The sequence below is a fragment of the Archangium violaceum genome (genome assembly GCF_016859125.1).
Classification (GTDB): Bacteria; Myxococcota; Myxococcia; order Myxococcales; family Myxococcaceae; genus Archangium; species Archangium violaceum_A.
In genome coordinates this window covers 3527381-3544753 of sequence record NZ_CP069338.1, presented here as the reverse complement: position 1 = coordinate 3544753, position 17373 = coordinate 3527381, and the positions used below count along the sequence as shown (strand labels likewise).

General features: G+C 67.6%; 17 protein-coding genes. 13 read left to right on the top strand and 4 right to left on the bottom strand.

The genetic code is table 11. The features are described 5' to 3' along the window. Positions 1 to 201: 201 nt before the first annotated feature. Entirely contained in the window at positions 202 to 921 is a 720-nt protein-coding gene (locus tag JQX13_RS15295; RefSeq protein ID WP_203409752.1) for a hypothetical protein, read from the top strand. Between the two features lie 179 nt (positions 922 to 1100). Continuing rightward, a complete protein-coding gene (locus tag JQX13_RS15290; protein WP_239014764.1) occupies positions 1101 to 1754 on the top strand; it encodes a hypothetical protein in 654 nt (217 codons plus the stop codon). A 255-nt stretch (positions 1755 to 2009) separates the two neighbouring features. Here the strand turns inward: JQX13_RS15290 and JQX13_RS15285 are convergent, their stop codons facing one another. After that, positions 2010 to 2768, bottom strand: a complete 759-nt coding sequence (locus tag JQX13_RS15285) for an immunity 52 family protein (RefSeq protein ID WP_203409751.1) — start codon at positions 2766 to 2768, stop codon at positions 2010 to 2012. A 12-nt stretch (positions 2769 to 2780) separates the two neighbouring features. Further along, on the bottom strand, positions 2781 to 4601 hold the full coding sequence (locus JQX13_RS15280) for a Tox-REase-5 domain-containing protein (protein WP_203409750.1): 1821 nt from the start codon (positions 4599 to 4601) through the stop codon (positions 2781 to 2783). Positions 4602 to 4831: 230 nt separating this feature from the next. On the opposite strand from JQX13_RS15280, the gene JQX13_RS15275 reads away from it, so the two are divergent. Continuing rightward, positions 4832 to 5101 carry an SDR family oxidoreductase gene (locus JQX13_RS15275; RefSeq protein WP_343211094.1) on the top strand — a complete coding sequence of 90 codons (270 nt, stop codon included), beginning with the start codon at positions 4832 to 4834 and terminating at the stop codon, positions 5099 to 5101. On the opposite strand, the gene JQX13_RS15270 is transcribed toward JQX13_RS15275, so the two are convergent. Beyond that, positions 5019 to 5222, bottom strand: a complete 204-nt coding sequence (locus JQX13_RS15270; RefSeq protein ID WP_239015575.1) for a hypothetical protein — start codon at positions 5220 to 5222, stop codon at positions 5019 to 5021. The two genes, JQX13_RS15275 and JQX13_RS15270, sit on opposite strands and share 83 nt — an antisense overlap. 210 nt (positions 5223 to 5432) lie before the next feature. On the opposite strand from JQX13_RS15270, the gene JQX13_RS15265 reads away from it, so the two are divergent. Together JQX13_RS15265 and JQX13_RS15260 are read left to right on the top strand one after the other, a co-directional pair. Further along, positions 5433 to 6062: a LysE family translocator gene (locus JQX13_RS15265; protein WP_239014763.1), complete on the top strand. Its 630-nt coding sequence runs from the start codon at positions 5433 to 5435 to the stop codon at positions 6060 to 6062. 64 nt (positions 6063 to 6126) lie between these two features. Then, positions 6127 to 6774 carry a glutathione S-transferase family protein gene (locus JQX13_RS15260; protein ID WP_203409747.1) on the top strand — a complete coding sequence of 216 codons (648 nt, stop codon included), beginning with the start codon at positions 6127 to 6129 and terminating at the stop codon, positions 6772 to 6774. A 33-nt stretch (positions 6775 to 6807) separates the two neighbouring features. Here JQX13_RS15260 and JQX13_RS15255 read toward each other — a convergent pair whose 3' ends face one another. Then, positions 6808 to 7992 (bottom strand): leucine-rich repeat domain-containing protein, encoded by a 1185-nt coding sequence (locus JQX13_RS15255; RefSeq protein ID WP_430384178.1) that lies wholly within the window; start codon positions 7990 to 7992, stop codon positions 6808 to 6810. A 231-nt stretch (positions 7993 to 8223) separates the two neighbouring features. Here JQX13_RS15255 and JQX13_RS15250 point away from each other — a divergent pair, with 231 nt between their 5' ends. The 8 genes from JQX13_RS15250 to JQX13_RS15215 all read left to right on the top strand — a co-directional run bounded on the left by JQX13_RS15250 (position 8224) and on the right by JQX13_RS15215 (position 17363). After that, complete coding sequence (locus tag JQX13_RS15250; protein WP_203409745.1) at positions 8224 to 8805, top strand: hypothetical protein; 582 nt, start codon at positions 8224 to 8226, stop codon at positions 8803 to 8805. Between the two features lie 9 nt (positions 8806 to 8814). Beyond that, a complete protein-coding gene (locus JQX13_RS15245) occupies positions 8815 to 10152 on the top strand; it encodes a flotillin family protein (RefSeq protein WP_203409744.1) in 1338 nt (445 codons plus the stop codon). Further along, positions 10149 to 11402, top strand: coding sequence for a flotillin family protein (locus tag JQX13_RS15240; RefSeq protein ID WP_203409743.1), 1254 nt, complete (start codon positions 10149 to 10151; stop codon positions 11400 to 11402). The genes JQX13_RS15245 and JQX13_RS15240 overlap by 4 nt, the downstream gene beginning before the upstream one ends. A 200-nt stretch (positions 11403 to 11602) precedes the next feature. Further along, a complete protein-coding gene (locus JQX13_RS15235; protein WP_203409742.1) occupies positions 11603 to 12625 on the top strand; it encodes a deoxyhypusine synthase family protein in 1023 nt (340 codons plus the stop codon). A gap of 65 nt (positions 12626 to 12690) precedes the next feature. Continuing rightward, complete coding sequence (gene sitI6 / locus JQX13_RS15230) at positions 12691 to 13344, top strand: SitI6 family double-CXXCG motif immunity protein (RefSeq protein ID WP_239014762.1); 654 nt, start codon at positions 12691 to 12693, stop codon at positions 13342 to 13344. Positions 13345 to 13438: 94 nt separating this feature from the next. Then, positions 13439 to 14509 carry a DUF2169 family type VI secretion system accessory protein gene (locus JQX13_RS15225; protein WP_343211093.1) on the top strand — a complete coding sequence of 357 codons (1071 nt, stop codon included), beginning with the start codon at positions 13439 to 13441 and terminating at the stop codon, positions 14507 to 14509. A 1060-nt stretch (positions 14510 to 15569) separates the two neighbouring features. Next, positions 15570 to 16574, top strand: a complete 1005-nt coding sequence (locus JQX13_RS15220; protein WP_203409740.1) for a DUF4150 domain-containing protein — start codon at positions 15570 to 15572, stop codon at positions 16572 to 16574. 48 nt (positions 16575 to 16622) lie between these two features. Then, positions 16623 to 17363: a hypothetical protein gene (locus JQX13_RS15215; RefSeq protein ID WP_203409739.1), complete on the top strand. Its 741-nt coding sequence runs from the start codon at positions 16623 to 16625 to the stop codon at positions 17361 to 17363. Positions 17364 to 17373 lie beyond the last annotated feature (10 nt).

The following is a 17373-nucleotide window of genomic DNA, read 5'->3' as shown; positions in this document are numbered from 1 at the left end:
CGCGACACGTCCCAGGGCGATTTCCCCAGAAATGCCGCAATCCCATTATCGCCTTCCTGGTATTCAACACCGCCAGGGCATCGAATCCGATGAAGGAGGGAAAAAGAGAGAATACGTACCCTGAACAAGGTTCCAGCCGCGGCGGTATTGGGTCTGTTTCTAGGTGGTTGAGGAGGCCGTCGAGGGCTTACGGTACCGCGAATGGCCTCCAAGATTTCCGACGCGTGGCAGGTGCTGCCGCATGGCCCCATCGAACAGCTCGCCGAGAACCTCTGGCGCGTGGAGGGGTCGCTGAAAGGCATGTCGCTCAAACGCGTGATGACGGTCGTGCGCACGAGGGACGGCTCCCTCGTCATCCACAGCGCCATCGCCCTCGCCGAGCAGGAGCAACGCAAGCTCGAAGCCCTGGGCACTCCCTCGGTGCTCCTCGTTCCCAACCGGGCGCACCGGCTCGATGCACCCGCCTACAAGAAGCGCTATCCCGCCCTGCGCGTGTTCGCTCCCCGGGGAGGTCGCAAGGGCGTCGAGGAGGTCGTGCCCGTCGACGGCACGTACGAGGACTTCCCGGGCGACGACACCGTCCGGCTCGAGACGCTGAAGGGTGTGGGTGAAGAGGAGGGGGCGATGCTCGTGCGTTCGAGCGACGGGACGACGGTGGTGCTCAACGACGTGGTCTTCAACATGGACCGGAAGAAGGACCCGCTCGGCTGGTTCTTCACCACGGTGCTGGGCTCGGCACCCGGGCCGCGCGTCTCCCGGCTGTCGAAGCTCCTGTTCGTCAAGGACCGGAAGGCACTCCGAGCCGAGCTGGAGCGGCTCGCGGCGCTTCCGGACCTCGTCCGGCTCATCGTCGCGCACGAGAAGGTAGCGAGCGGCGGTGAGGCGGCCAGCGCCTTGCGGCGGGCCGCGACGTATCTGTAGGACCCCGGAAGGCCCTCGGGGAAGGTGTCAGGCCCGACTTTCTCGCGGGACTTCGCCCGCGCCCGGCACTTGTGGAGTAGGCAAGCCCGGAGCCACCATGCACCTCCTGGAGCGAGGGCACCGCTCGATGCGAAGGAGGGCTCCGGGCCTCGAGTGCTCGGGGCCAGCGAGGAGCACGCGTGGACGAGACAGACGAGTCGAGCTGGGAGGAAGTGGAGCGGTTGGGGCCGTACCAGCTGCGCGAGCAGGTTCCGCTGGACGAGCCTGGCCGGGGCGAGCTCTTCCGGGCCAGGAACGAGACGAGCGGGACGACGGCCCTGCTGTTCAAACCCGCTGAAGCGGACGGCGCGGAGCCGCTGACGGACTGGCGGGAGCGCTGCGTGAGCTCGGCCTCGCCGGGCTACCTGGCACTGGAGGTGGAACAGACGCCCTGGTCCGTGGCCCCCGACAAGCAATCCACGGAGACGCTGCTGTGCACGTTGGAGGATGTGCTCGCTGGCGTGCGTCGCATGTCCCAGGCCGTCTCCTCCAACGACCCTCGTCGGTGGCGGCACCTGGGATGGGTGATGGCGGGCGTTGCCAGCGCGTGTGTCCTGGGCTTCAGCGAGCCGGACGCCGTGGCAAGCGCACCAGCGCCCATGGACCAGGAGGCGCCCCCGGACACCGCGGTGTTGGACGCGTTCACCAGCAGCCTCGGGGACACCAGACCCCGGGACTCCCGCTTCTCGCCCGGCCCCTGCCTCGCGAGCCCTTCAAGGGGCAGAAGCGTCCCCCCTGCGCTCGCTACGCGGAGGTCGAGTTGGTGGGTGCTTGCTGGGTACCTCACGAGCTGAAGGCACCCTGCCCGGATGCCATCTTCGAACATCAGGGCAAGTGCTACACGTGCCCGTCTTCAGCGCCAGGCCGCCCCCCCAGTCACTCGAGCCGTGAGTGTGGCGCGGGGCTCGTGAGCCGAGCCCCGCCACCACTTCGATTTGCTTCTTCGATGGCGAGTTCGGCAACCGCTTGATCAACTCCGCCCCATTGCGGTGCAAGCAAGCAGCTCATGACTGAGGCCATCGTCAGTTGTCCGTGTAGGTTGGCATTGCTCAGGTGCTTGCTGGTCCCGTCGGACTGTCTGTAACCGCCGCTCGGACCCGCTCACCCACCCGCTTGAGCAATCCTGCCTCAGCAAGCACCTGCTGAACACGGCGGCCGAGCGCCAGGTGATTGGCATTCGCCGCTTCCAAACGTTCAGGAGTGAGAACGACGAGCGTGCCTTTGTCCCCCACGGGCTCGATCTGTACTGGCTCCGGCAAGGTTGGCACCTCCCCCCACTGTCCCGAGTAATATGTCAGCCAACCTATGAAAGTGCCGGGAAGCTCCGTCTTAGAGACCTGCTCTCGGAAACCCCGAGGAGTAACGACTGCCCAGTCCGGCTCCCAGGCCGACACCATGGCCCTCACCACTCCAGAGAGCACAGGAAGCCGGACGAGCCGGTCGCTGCCCGGTGGCTCAGAGGGAAAGTAGAGCTGAGCAAGATTCGTAACCCTCTCGCCGCCCTCGCCGCACCCAAGCAGAACCATCCCGCCCTGGTTCCCAGGGTGGCCCGTCCAGGCATCGAAGCTGAAGCCGTCACCCCCAGATTGGTACTTCTTCTCGCTGAAGAAGCGCACGAACGTCTCGCGCGTGGGCTCGAACTGGAGCTGGAGCGCCTTCTTGCGTGAGCTTGCCTTCTCATACCAGCGGCCGTAGTCGGAGTGACACCCCGACAACAGACTGAAGAAGGTCGCCGCGCGTTGTGCACACTCCTCCGCCGACTCCCGGCGGCCGCCCCAATACGCAGCGGCATAGTAGACATCACTCATGCGTGGTAGGCCTCAATCGAGCGGTACGGTGTAGACCACCTCAATCTCCGCGACGTTCCATTCAATGAACAGCTTCTTGAAAACGGTAACCATGCGGGGTTCCGCAACATGCCAACGGACGCGCATTCCCTTGGCCAGCTTGTACTGCTTTTGCGCTTGCTTCCTCAATGCGTCCAGGCCCTGAAAGGTGAACTTCGGTCCGAGGTTTGGAAGAAACCACTGGTCATACCCGCGGGCCTTGGCTTCGAGCAGAACCCCCGCCTTTGGATCGTATCCATCATACTCCACACAATCGCCATCATGGCAGACCTTGTAGGCCCACCGCCTCGGCGCACCTGTCACCTGGGCCTGATAGGCCCGGGCCTGCTCGGACATGCTGGAGGTGTCCTCCACCCACTGCCCGGGTCCGCCTATCGGAGGCCACCCACCACCGCCCCCCGCGCCCTGGGCGCCCGTGTTGGCCATGTGCAGGACGTAGGTGGCACTCAGCGCGTTGCCCGCCACTGCGACGACACCACCCACTGGCACCACCACCAGGCGCACCGCCAGGAGTCCGTCTCCCGAGAGCGACAGCAGAGGCACCGTCATGCGACCGAGCTTCCCACCCCACGATGCCGCCTTCGCGGCCCCCGCCCCCGAGGTGCCCACCGTCAGGACCATGCCGGTCGCCAGCCGGGAGACGGTACGCACCTTCTCCGCATGAGGTTTGTGGCGGAACTCCTCCCACAGCCGCGGCGAATCTTCGTAGAGCTGCCGCACGGCGCCTGGGAGCTGCGCCAGTCCCTCCAGCGTATCCCCCGTGTAGAAGACGAGCCGGTAGAGGCCCTCCACCATATCCACCACCGCCAGCACCGCGCCCTCGGCCACCGCGAGCCCGGAGTTGTCGTCCGGCTCGTAGATGCCCACCGGACGGGCCCCCTTCGGCACCTCGAGCTTTTCGTTCACGGGAAAGAGATACCCGCCGTCGATCGCGTAGAACGGGCCCACCTCCAAGCCGCCGGCTCGCAGCGTCCCGTCCCTGGCCAGTGCCACCGCGCCCGCCTTCTGGACCGCAACGCCCGTGGTGGGCCTCGCCAGGTATCCGTCCGGGCGCAGCACGAGCACGTTCGAGAAGCGCCGCATCCGCACGTGCAGCTCGTCGCGGGACACCGGAGCTCCACCCGTGGCGGCCTCCAGGAGCAGGTGCGCCGCCACGCGTCGCGGGCCGAAGTTGCCCAGTGTCACCGGCGTGGAAAGCAGGTGCGGCACCAGCTCCAACGCTTGTTGGGGCGACAACGTGCTCCCGTCTCCGGGCACCGCGGTGATGGGCACCCCGGCGTGCACGAGGAAGCCCTGGAAGTAGTCGAGGGACATAGGCACCTCGAAGGGCCGACCGTCGCCCACCCCATCCGGCCACCCCACACCCGTGCCCTCCAGTTCCTCCTGCTCGTCCCCCTTGCTCGCGCGGCGCGCCGACCCTCGGGGCCAGCCTGCCGCTCCGTCACCCACTGCCGCGCAGACCTCCACCTCGGCGCCTTCACTGGCCTCCGCGTCGGCGGCAGCGGCCTCCAGGCCCTCGCCGGGAGCATACGGCCTCTCTCCGGCCGCCCCCCGGCCCCTGCCGCCTTGCTCCTCCGCGCCGGGGCTCACCCACCGAGAATGTCCCCGGTGGCGCGCGCCTCCTGTCGGCGTTCCGCCCATGGGGTAGCCCGTGGCACATGCCGCCAGCAGGACAGCGACCAGGAGCGCCAGCGCGGTCGGCGCCCACCGCGGTGGGCGCCGCGAGAGCCGCCGAGCCTCGAGCTGCGTACCGCCGCCCTCCCCCACCCCAGGACTCCGGTACTCCTTCGCCATGGCGCTGGCCTTTCCCCCAGGTGAAACAACGCTGAAGGATAGGATGCAGAACGACCAACCCGCACGGCCAGGCAGATTGTCGGCACGTCCTCCGACCAACTCGTGAAGCAAGATGGACAGTGGCGGTTCGCGCGACGCACCTTCCACCCGCGCTACGAGGATGACGTCGCCGTCCCCGAGCGGCTCCCCGGCATCACCGCGCCGCCGCTGTCCGGACGAAGGGAACACGGGTGGAGACCGTTCACGTGCAGGTCGCCGAGACCAGGAAGGCCCCGCAGCCGCTCCCGCCCCCGGGGGAACCCCGGGATGTGGCCGCCGCGGTGACCTTCCTGGCGTCGGAAGAGGCGGCCTCCCTCACGGGCGCCACGCTCCTCGTCGACGGGGGCATGGCGCTCGGAGGGCAGGGACGCGGGGGCGTCAGTAACAGAAGCTGTTGCAGTACGGCGCGCCGTTGGGCTGCGTGCAGCAGATCTGGCTGGAGGACGGACACGTGCCGTTGACGCAGCGGGGGCGGCAGAGACCCTCGTCCGGGTTGTCCGGCAACCAGGCGCACGTCGAGGTGCTGGGGCAGTAGCCGGTACCGTACTCACAGGCCAGCCCCTGACGGGTGCTCCCGAGCACTTCTGATTCCTCCGCAGCGTCGTTCGTACCGCAAGCCGTAATCCCGAGAGTACACAGAGCCACAACACACAGAAGTCGCCGCATGGGAACCTCCAGCTGGTAGAATGAGGAGGGCTGGATCATGCGGGTGGCAAGGGGAGCACCGCAATCCGGGCTCGAATCAACGGCCTCGCGGCGCGCGCGTGCCGCCGAGCGTGATACAGCCTCGCCATGCTCGACCTGACGACCTCGATGCTCTTCCTGGCCGCGACGCTCGCGCTCAACGTGACGCCCGGCCCCGACATGCTCTACGTGGTGGCCCGTAGCGTGAGCGAGGGCCGCAAGGCGGGCATCGTCTCGGCGCTGGGCATCGCGGCCGGATGCCTCGTGCACACCTTCGCCATCGCCGCGGGGCTCTCCGGACTGCTCATGGCCGTGCCGCTCGCCTTCGAGGTGGTGAAGCTCACGGGCGCGGCCTACCTGCTCTACCTCGGCGTGCGCGCGCTCCTCAGCCGCGACACCACGCTGACCGCGCCCACCGTCGAGCGCGCCCGCCTGTGGGCCATCTTCCGCCAGGGCGTCGTCACCAACGTGCTCAACCCCAAGGTGGCCCTGTTCTTCCTCGCCTTCCTTCCTCAATTCGTGGACCCGATGCGCGGCCCCGTGTCGGCGCAGCTCGTCCTGCTCGGGTTCCTCTTCAATGCCTCCGGCACGCTGGTGAACACGGTGGTGGCGCTCGTGTCGAGCGGGGCCGGTCAGTGGACGAAGCGCCACGTGGGCTCGTCCACCCTCTTCAAGCGCGCCACGGGGCTGGTGTTCGTGGGGCTCGGGCTGCGGCTCGCCCTGCTCGAGCGGAAGTAGTGGCCGCACCCTCGCCTCGCGTAACCTGGGCGTGGTCCGCAAGACGCGTCCAAGGAGGAACCCCGTGCTCAAGCTGCACCACCTCGTGAACTCCCGTTCGCAGCGCATCCTCTGGCTCCTGGAGGAGTTGGGGCTCGACTACGAGCTCGTCGTCTACCCGCGCGACCCGAAGACGGGCTTCGCGCCTCCCGAGATCAAGGCCATCCATCCGCTCGGCAAGTTCCCCCTGCTCGAGGACAACGGACGGGCATTCGTCGAGTCCGGTGCCATCATCGACTACCTGGTGCGCCGCCATGGTCAGGGCCGGCTCGCGCCCGCGCCGGACTCGGCCGAGTACGACGACTACGTGCATTGGCTGCACTACGCCGAGGGCTCGGCCATGCTGCCCCTCGTGCTCAACCTGTACGTGGGACGTACGGGCGAGGCGGGCGCGCCATTCATGCCTCGCATCTCCGGCGAGGTGAAGAACCACTTCGGCTACATCTCGGGAGCGCTCCGGGAGCGGGACTACCTGGTGGGCAACACCTTCAGCGCCGCCGACATCCAGATGAGCTTCGTGTTGGAAGCGGCGCGGCTCACGGGCGCCCAGGAAGTCCTTCAATCCCTTCCCAACCTCGGCACCTATCTCGAGCGGTTGCAGGCACGCCCCGCCCATCAGCGCGCCCTTCAGCGTGGCAGGCTCGGCGACACGGGCGGCCAGGACAAGCGCTAACGACTCACGCGCCCCCGCCTGGCGGGGCGGCCGTCACAGGTACACCGTACATCCGCGCCGCTCAAGCCGCTCGAGCCACCCGGGTGGCGACGACAGCTTGTTCCACCGCAGATCCAGCTTCTCGAGGTTCGGGAGCTCTCCGATGCTCGAGGGGAGGGAACGCAGCAGGTTGCCCCTCAGGTCGAGGTACGCGAGGTGGGTCAACCCGCCCAGCGACTCGGGGAGCGCACCCAGCCTGTTGTTCCTCAAGTCGAGCTCCGAGAGGCGGGTGAGGCCGCCGATCGACTCCGGGAGGGACGTCAATCGGTTGTTCTCCAGGCTGAGCTTCCTGAGACGCGTCAGCCGGCCGATGGACCCGGGGAGCGAGACCAATGCGTTGTTCTTCAGGTGGAGCTCCTTGAGGTTCGCCAGCTGGCCCAGCGATTCGGGGAGCACCGCCAACTGGTTGTTGTACAAGCGGAGCTCCGCGAGCGCCTCCATCCCGCCCAGGGTTTCGGGGAGGGCCCGCAGCGCGTTGTCCGTGGCGTTGAGATACCGCAGCGCCTTCAGCTTCCCGAGTGACGCGGGCAGGGACGTCAACCGGTTGTCGCTGAGGTAGAGGTAACCCGAGAGACCGGTCAGCTTGCCAAGCGACTCGGGCAGGTGGGTCAACGCATTGTGACCCAGGTCCAGCATTCGTAGCTTCGACAGCGCCCCGATGCCGTCGGACAGGGACGTGAGCTGGTTCTCCGAGAGATCCAGCGTCTCGAGCGCTGTCAGGTGCCAGAGCGACTCGGGCACCGACGTCAGGCGGTTCCTTCCCAGACGCAGGTCCTCGAGCCCACGCAGACGGCAGAGACTCTCTGGAACGGCCGTGAGCCGGTTGCCACGCGCGTCCAACCGCTCGAGGCGCGCCAGCCGCTCGATGGCCGGGGGAAGGGAGGTGAGCTGATTGCCGTCCACGAAGAGCTGCTCGAGCCCGGTCAATTGGCCAAGCGACTCGGGGAGCGACGCGAGCTGATTGTCGTCGGCCAGGAGCCGCGTGAGGCGCGTCAAGCGGCCGATGCTCTCCGGGAGGGAGGTGAGCTGGTTTCCCGTCACGTCGAGCTCATGAAGCCCGGTGAGCGCACCTATGGATTCGGAAAGGACCGCCAGACCGCGGCCCCGGAGCGACAAGGCGGGTCCGGTGCCGCTCTCCTTATTCTGAACCAAGGCCTCGAGGTCGTCTGGGCTCGTCATGAGGCGCATGTACCACCGGACCTCGCGCCCGCCCACTCCCCGAGCGGGAGAGGAACCTTCCACCAGGCGCGGCGAGGGCCTGGGCGGCCAGTCGCCCTCCCGGCGCCTGCTGGGCTCGGTGGGTGCCGGGCCGCGCAATCGCGTAGCAGCATACGAATTCGCTCGCCGCGGGCATGGCCCGGCCCCAGCTTGTTTCGTACCGGGGCATCATCGCCTCGCGCGGAGGGCCACATGTTCGCGCTCTACGTCACGAGCTTCATCATCGGTGGAGGGCTGCTGCTGCTCTCGCTGCTCTTCGGCGGCGAGGCCGGGGGCGTGGACGGGCTCGAGGGCGGAGAGGGCGCCGCGGAGGGAGGCGCCCTGGGCCGCGCGCTCCCGCTGGCCTCGCTGTTCTTCTGGACCTTCTTCCTCGCCTTCTTCGGGCTGACGGGGGTGCTCCTGTCCACCCTGGCGCGAGAGGCGGGGACGCTGCTCACCGCGGGACTGTCGGCGGGCGTGGGGCTGGGCGCGGGGCTCATCGCCTCGCGCGTGCTGCGGGGCCTGGGCCGCGCCGAGGTGGGCAGCGTGGTGCGGCCCGAGGATGTGGTGGGGCGGCTCGGCCGGGTGGTGGTGCCGGTGGGGAGGAATCAGCCGGGCAAGGTGCGGGTGGAGCTGAGGGGTCGAACGGTGGACCTCCTCGCCCATGGCGACTCGGTGGTGCCTCTCTCGCCCGCCCACCAGGTGTTCGTGCATGACGTCCTGGAGGACGGCTCGGTGCGAGTCGTCTCCGCCGAGGAGCCTCGCGGCCTCCAGCCACCCCTTCCCGTCTCGTGAGGAGCAGTCATGGACCCGTCCTGGAGCAACGAGTGGTTCCTCCCCCTGGTGCTCGGCGCCGCGGTGCTGCTGGCCGTCGTGGTGGCGCTGCTGGTGGCCAAGGCCCTGGTGCACGTGTGCCGGCCCAACGAGGTGCTCGTCTTCGCTGGACGGACGCACCGCGCGCGGGATGGCGGCCCGGTGGGCTTCCGGGTGGTGGCCGGCGGACGCGCCTTCCGCATTCCCCTGCTGGAGCGGGTGGAGCGGATGGATGTGAGCCTCTTGTCGGTCCCCATGTCCATCTCCGGGGCCTACTCGCTGGGCGGCATCCCCCTCACCGTGCAGGCCGTGGCCAATGTGAAGGTGTCCTCCGAGCCCGAGGTGCTCGGCAACGCGCTGGAGCGCTTCCTCGGGCACGGCCGTGCCACCATCTCCGAGGTGGCCCGGGAGACGCTGGAGGGCCACCTGCGTGGCGTGCTGGCCACCATGACGCCCGAGCAGGTGAACGAGGATCGCCTCACCTTCGCCGATCGGCTCACGGAGGAGGCCGGGGAGGATCTCCGCCAGCTCGGCCTGCAGCTGGACACGCTGAAAATCCAGCACGTCTCCGATGAGCGGCGCTACCTGGACAGCATCGGCCGGGTGCGCATCTCCGAAGTGCTGCGCGAGGCGGAGGTGGCCGAGTCCGACGCGGTGCGCGCGGCCGAGGAGTTGGAGGCGGCGGCCCATGCCCGGGCCCGGGTGGCCGAGGCCCAGGCGGAGGCGCGCATCCAGCAGCACCACCATGCCCTGGCCGAGCAGCGGGCCGGACTCGAGGCCCAGGCGCGCTCGGAGGAGGAGCGGGCCCTGGCGGCAGCCGAGGAGGCGCGCGCGGAGGCGGAGAAGGCACTGCAGGAGGTGCGCGCCGTGTTGGAGGAGCTGAGGTTGAGAGCGGACGTCATCGTCCCGGCGGAGGCCCGGCGGCGCGCCCGGGAGCTGGAGGCGGCCGGGGACGCCGCGCCCGTGGCTGAGAACGGACGCGCCACCGCCGAGTCCCTGGCCCTCGTGTCGGAGGCCTGGCGGGACACCGGGGGCCACGCGCTGGAGATGTTCGTCCTCCAGCACCTGGAGGAGCTGCTCGGGACCGTGGCGGGCGCCGCGTCCCGGGTGCGGGTGGACACGGTATCCCTGCTGGACTCGGGGGACGGCGCCACCCTGGCGAGCTACCTGCGCGCGTACCCCGCCGCGGTGGCGGAGCTGCTCCGGGAGGTCTCCTCCACCCTGGGGGTGGACATCCCCGCGGTGCTCGGCGGGCCACCCCGCGAGGCACCCCGCCCTCCGGCGAAGGACGGCTCGGGACAGGAAGCGGGAGAGGAGGCCTGGTCATGATGGTGTTCATCGTACTCGTCGTCGTCCTCGCGCTGGCCGTGGCCACGGTGGCCGGGGTGGTGCAGCGGCTGATCCACATCTGCCACCCCAACGAGGTGCTCGTCTTCTCCGGGACACGGCGGCTCGTGGAGGGGCGGCCCGCGCGCTACCGCCTGGTGCACGGCGGGCGCGGCCTGCGCATCCCCCTGCTGGAGCGCGTGGACTCGTTGGATCTCACCAACATGGTCATCACCGTGAGGGTGCAGGGCGCCTACTCGAAGGGTGGCATCCCCCTCAACGTGGAGTCGGTGGCCAACGTGAAGGTGTCCAGCGGGGAGCCCATCCTCGGCAACGCCATCGAGCGCTTCCTGGGCAAGCCGCGCGAGGAGGTGGTGCGCGTGGCGAAGGAGACGCTGGAGGGCAACCTGCGCGGAGTGCTGGCCACCCTCACCCCCGAGGAGGTCAACGGCGACCGGGCCCGCTTCGCGCAGTGCCTGCTCCAGGAGGCGGATCAGGATCTCAACAAGCTGGGGCTGGTGCTGGACACGTTGAAGATCCAGAGCGTCTCGGACGACCGGGGCTTCCTCAACGCGCTGGGCCGCAAGCAGTCCGCGGCGCTGCAGATGCGCTCGCGCATCGCCGAGGCGGAGAACCGGACCCTGGCGGCCGAGCGCGCGGCGCACAACCGCGAGGTGCGCGAGGTGGCGCGCCTGGAGGCGGAGTTCGCCATGGCGCGCGCGGACGCGGAGCGGCGCATCCTGGAGGCCCAGGCGCGGCGAGCCGCCCGGGTGGCCGAGGAGCGGGGCGCGGTGGCGTCCCAACTGGCGCGGGCCCGGGCGGAGGTGGACGTGCAGCGGGTGCGCATCGAGCAGGTGCGGCTCCTGTTGGAGGCGGACGTCCTCAAGCCGGCCGAGGCGCGGCGTCAGGAGCAGGTAGCGGCGGCTCGCGGGGCGGCCTCCCGCATCGTGGAGGAGGGCCGGGCCACCGCCACCTCCCTCTCGGCGATGGCGCGCACCTGGGAGGACTCGGACGGCTCGGCGCGGCAGATCCTCCTCGCCCAGAAGCTCGCACCCCTGCTGGAGACCCTGCTCGGCCCGGTGGGGCAGGCGCCCATCGAGCGGCTCACCGTGCTGGACGCGCGCCTGGGAGGGAATGGGGAACTGTCCTCCCGCGTGGCACTGATTGGCGAGCAACTCAAGCATGTGTTCGGGGTGGAGCCGCGTGAGCTGCTCCGCCGGCTGGCCGGCCCCCCGGCGGCGCAGGACGCCTGAAGCCCGGGTGGGAACCGAGGTGTCGGAACGGGGGCGGCACCGAGCATTGACACGGCGCCGTCCTTTCGTGCTACCTACCCGCCCAGCCATTCGACGCTCCGATGGCGGCGCGACTGAACGTCGTTGCCGTAGGGCGTCCTCGGATGGCGTTCGAGTGATTGGCGTCGTCCGAGTCTTGACCCCCTCCCAGGAGGCCGACCGTGTCCGATGCCAGGCTCCCCGTTCTCGATTTCGTTCTGAGCAATTACAAGAATTTCAACGCACGCGCGACGCGTGACGCGATCCTCGCGTACTGGCGCCACATTTCAGCGGGCGGGCGGATGTTCTGGGCCGTCGCCGGTGCGATGTCCTCCGCCCAGCTGGGGATTTCACTCGCTCCCGCCATTCGCGCCGGATTGATCCACGGCCTCTCGGTCACGGGGGCCAACCTCGAGGAGTCGCTCTTCCGGCTCGTCGCGCATCACAGCTACAAGGACTTCCCTGACTACCGGTACTTCACCAAGGGGGATGATACGAAGATCCTCGCCGACCGGATGCGCCGGGTGACCGACACCAGCATTCCCGAAGACGAGGCGTTCCGAGCGGTCGAGAAGATTGTCGTGCCCATGTGGCAGCGGGCGACAGCGAGCGGTGAGCGGCGCTTCTGGCACGAGTACTTCTACGAGGTGATCCAGGCCATCGAGCCCGGGGCGTACGAGGGCGATCCCGAGGCCTGCTGGCTCCTCGCGGCGGCGCGCGCGCGACTGCCCCTCGTCGTGCCGGGCTACGAGGACTCCACCTTCGGGAACATCTTCGCCTCGTACGTCAAGACGGGTGAGTGCAACGCCAGCATCGTGAAGTCCGGCATCGAGTACATGGCGGACTTCTACGACCGGTACCAGGAGCTCTCGGCGGGCGCTGGCATCGGGTTCTTCCAGATCGGTGGAGGCATCGCCGGGGACTTCCCCATCTGTGTCGTGCCGTCGATCAAGTATGACCTCGCCCAACCCGTGAAGCCGTGGGCGTACTTCTGTCAGATCAGCGATTCGACGACCTCGTACGGTTCGTACTCCGGAGCGACTCCCAACGAGAAGATCACATGGGACAAGCTCACGGAGACGACGCCCATGTTCGTCATCGAGTCCGATGCGACGATCGTCGCGCCGCTCGTGCTCCGCGCGCTCCTCGAGTGCAAGCACCACCCCGCCGAGGCGGAGGCACTCATCGCCCGGCACGGTGGCTAGCCGCGGCCATCTCTTCGAACGGCCGAGCCGGACCCCCGTCCCGAAGCCATCCACGGGGGTTGGGCATGTGCCTGGGGCTGGTGGGCCCCCTGGCGCCTTCCTACGCCGTGCTGACATCGGGAGCGCGCTTCGACCCGCTTCAGGGAAGCGGCCTGGGCTACTTCGGCCAGCTCGTCATGCAGAACCCCTGGTCCCTCCGCATGCGCCGCGAGGCCCTGGAGCAGTTGCAGGGCGCGGGCGTGCGGGGCCTCACCGACTGCCTCACCCAGGTGCGGTTCCGTACCAGACGCGCACCCGAGCTGCGAGACATCCAGCTCGAAATCCACGGACGGTTCCACCCGGACTGCCTGCCCCCCCCATCCTCCGTGCCCCACCTGTGGTGTCGCCATGGGCCACAGTGTCCCGGAGCCGTATGTGCTCGACGTCGCATCGCTGCCGGAGCACGTGGATGTCTCCGGCTGGCCGACGCCTCGACGCTCATCATCGCCAACGAGGTAGACCTCGTCCTCGCGCCTCCGCAGCCGCCCCTCTCCTTCGCCGACGTGGGCGGCCCGCATCATCCTGCCCCGCCAGAAGCCCAGCCTCTTCGAGCGATTCCGGAAGAAGGCCGGCGGAGCCTCCTCTACAGCCCGCCGGGCTGCGGCAAGATGCTGCTGGCGCGCGCCACCGCCGACGAGTGCGGCGCCACCTTCTACAACATCGCTGTACGAGTCCTCTGACACCTCTGCGGAGCCCCTCTTTCGAGAGGCTCTGACCCGAGTGGAGGCGTGGCCTGCACTGGGCTTGGGACTCGCGGGGTCTCAGGAGTCAGGTATGCTCGGCCGCTCCTGGGGGGAGAGAATGCCGAACCTGAAGAACCTCAGCCCTTTCGCGGTAGCGGATTTCCCGTCGCTCACGAAGGAGGGGCTCGAGGTTCTGGTGATATGCGCGGCTGGACGTTTCCGGTTGCCGAAAGCAGGTCGACCCACTTCGGAGCCATTGGAGCCGAGCGACGAGCAACCGCCGCCCCCTTTGTCTGATGTGTATTGGGGTGAGCCCGGCCGCTCCAGCCTGAGGTATGAGGCACAAACGGCCTGGAGTCGGCCAGGCACGGATGTGTACGTGTCCGGAACGGCCTGGGCTCCAGGTGGTCGGCCGGTGAAGGAGATGCTCGCGGCGGTTCGAGTGGGACCGTGCAAGAAAGGCGTGCAGGTGTGGGGGGACAGGTTCTGGAAGAACGGAGTGCTGGGCCCTCGGCCCTCCGAGCCTCTGCCCTTCGAGTCCATGTCGCTCCTGTACGAGCGCAGCTTTGGTGGCGTGGCACAGGCGAGAGGAGATGAACCTCCCTCTTATGAGCCACGTAACCCGGTGGGGCGTGGCTTCTACGCCTCGGTGCGCGAGGCGGTGGACTGTCCCCTGCCCAACCTGGAAGACCCGCTGCGGTGCATGGAAGCCCCCACCGACCGCCAGGAACCTGCGGGCTTCGGTCCCATTGCTCGTGGATGGCAGCCCCGGTTGGCGCTAGCCGGAACCTACGATGCGCAGTGGGTGGAGCGGCGGGCTCCATTGTGGCCCCGAGACTTCGAGGAGCGCTTCTTCTTCGCGGCTGCTCCAGGGCTGCGGACGGAGGTGCCCCTACGAGGTGGCGAGCAGGTCGTGCTCTCTGGCTTCTCTCCAGATGGACAGTACGCATTCCCACTGCCACGACGCCGGTTGGGGGTGAAGGTGTACTTCAGCCATCGCAAGGAGTTGCGTGAATTGCGACTGGATGCCGTCCACCTGGAACCCGATGAACAGGTATTGTCGCTCATCTGGCGCGCGACCATTCCCGCACACCGTCAGCTCGCTGCGCACGAATACAGCGTAGTTCGCGTGTTGGAGCCTTGGGAGGAGTGCTTTCCATGACGAGGCCCACGCATGCACCAGCAAGGTTGGCGATCCTTGGAATCGGGCTGTGTTCGCCCCTGGGGCTGACTGCCCGGATGACGCATGCGGAGTGGGTCGCTGGCACCACCCGATTCCGTTCCTCACAATTACGTGATAGGGCGAGGCAGCCAGTGATTGCCTCGACATTGACGCTACTGGAGCCTCGGCTCTCGCGCACCGAGCGCATGGCCGCCATGGCCGTCACCGCGCTGGAGGAATGCCTGCGTACAGGGCAGGCCGAGAAGGCCGAGCGGTTGCCCTTGGTGCTCTCTCTCCCGACGCCAGAGAGCGGCGCTCCAGTACAGGAGACAGTGCTACTCGAGGCGCTGCGGGACACCGCGGGCTCGGTGCGGCTCGAGGTGCCCGCGTCCGGGCTGAGAACAGAGGGGCGCGCCGGGTTGTTTTCCGCTCTGGTTCAGGCTGCCGAGCTCCTGAGGAGTCAGCGGTACTCGCGCGTCCTGGTGGGAGCGGTGGACTCGATGTGTGATGTCGCGTCCTTGAGTCATCTATCCAGGAAGAATCGCATTCAGGGGACCGCCCAGCGTGACGGCATCATTCCAGGAGAGGGGGCCGGATTCTTCCTGCTAACCTCGGCGGCCCACTTCGACGTACGGGGCCCCAAGCCGCAAGGCTGGGTGATTGCTCTTGCATTGGCCAAGGAGTGCCATCATTTCCTCCAGGAGGAGCCCAACCTGGCAGACGGATTGACGGATGTATTTCGCGAACTCCACCAGCATCCCCTGGTGGGGGGCCGGAAGGTGGACGAGGTCCTTTCCTGCCAGACGGGGGAGAGCTTCTGGGCGCGTGAATTCCATTGGGCGAGCCTGCGCAACGCTCCCCTCATGCCAGAGCCCCTCGTGGTTCGGCTCGTGGCTGAATCACTGGGAGACGTGGGGGCAGCCGCGGGTGCCATGGGCTTGGGGCTCGCATTGCACCGGGTGGGTAGACTGGAGCCAGCTCACGGGCAGGCCGCGCGTGTCCTGGTTCATGGATGCTCCGACACGGGACACGTCGGCGCCTGCGTCGTCGAGGGTCAACCATGAAGGCATTCGTCAACGGCCGTTCCGTGGTGCATCAAGGAGATGGGCTGACCAATACCTGCCCGGCGCCAGATGTATGCAAGACGCCGAGTCCGGGTGGGCCCGTGCCGGTGCCGTACGTCAACATCGCGAAGGACAGCGACCTCGCGAATGGCTCCACGAGTGTTGAAATCGAGGGCCACTCCATCGCACTGGCCAACTCCTATCTGAGTACAAGTACGGGCGACGAGCCAGGCACGGCCGGAGGCGGCCTCATCTCGGCGAAGACGAAGGGGAGAATGAGTTGGGCCAGTTCCAGCATTGACGTGAAGGTGGAGGGGAGAGGTGTCGTCCGTTTCATGGACATCTGCCGGCACAATGGCAACGCGGACAATACAGGTGGGGAGCCGCAGCTCGGCGGTGGGTACATGGGGAGCTACCCGAACACAGACGAGCCTGTTTGTCCCCACTGCGGAAAGCCGATGGCCGATCACCCTCCGTTCGATATCCCGCAGACCCAGGAGAGCCGCGACAAGACCGCGAGAATGATCGCGGCTCTCGAATCTGGCTATGGTCAGGGCATCCAGAAGCCCGGCAATCGGCGCGGAAAGATGGTCGGCGTCTTGATCACGGACTGCCCTGGCCCACCTCCCCATCAGGACACCTATGCCGCGGTTTCGGGACCGCCCAGCAATCCGGCCACTCCCCAGCCTTTGGATGGGTGGGAAGACGTGGCTCGCGCCGCCGGATTCAAGCCGTCCGTCTATCCGGATGGCTTTGTCAATCTGCCCAGCAGCAAGCCCATCACGGTCAAGAGGAAGAACGGTGGGAATGAGCCTGGAAACTGCGCAGCACAGAAGCTCATCCAGCAAGCGGCGAAACGGGGTTGTAGCCCGCTCGCAATGACAGAGGCCTGGTGTGGTGGTTCCAAGTCGGGACACACGCACAACCATTCCATCGAGTCCTGCGACAGTTGCAAACTGGCCATCCCCCAGATGCTTTGTGCCGCACAGCCATCCACCTGATCCGGGCCATACGAACAAGCATCATCCGATTCGAGTAGGAGTCCCGCCTTGGAAGAGCAGATTGGCGCCTTGTTGGACTACATTGCCAGATATGACCCGGAGTTCATCACCACAATTGATGGGGCCAGCAGGGAAAAAATAGGGCAGCTCGAGGACATACTGGAACGCCGCCTGCCATCGGTTCACCGTGGCTTCCTGGAATGCATGGGCCGGAGCACGGGAAAGCTCATCATCTATGAGGGAGTCATGGACCCTACCATTGAGGCCCTCCTCGAGTACTACACGGAAGAGAGCTGGCACCCTCCTTCTCGTGAATACGTGCTCTTCGCAATGGACACGGGGGCCCAGGGCTCGGATCTCTTCTTGGATTGCCGCAGGTCGGCAAACGATCCCCCTGTCATTCGCGGAGAACCCAGCCCGGATTTCCCGGCACGTGCCCGTCTGGACCATGCATCTTTGAGTGATGCGCTCTTCAGCTCCGCCCTGACGTCCATCCGGATGCCGCTACTTCCTCACCGCGCAAGTCTGTATGCAACCACGACATGGACGGACCGTTTCGAAGGAAAGGGCTTGCAGGTGTTGGGAGAAATCTGCCTCAAGTTGGGATTCGAGCGACTTCCCTTCGGAGCGGAATGGTCGCCAGCATACGAGCGAGGGGATGCGGTCATCGACGCCTATGAGGCCCCTGGCTTCCTGCCCAGTATCGAGCTCGCCGCTCTGAACCAGAAGGAAGCCGAGCGGCTCGCGGAGCTCCTCAAGGACAACCTGGGGCTTGCCCGGTATCGGTGAACAGCCCATT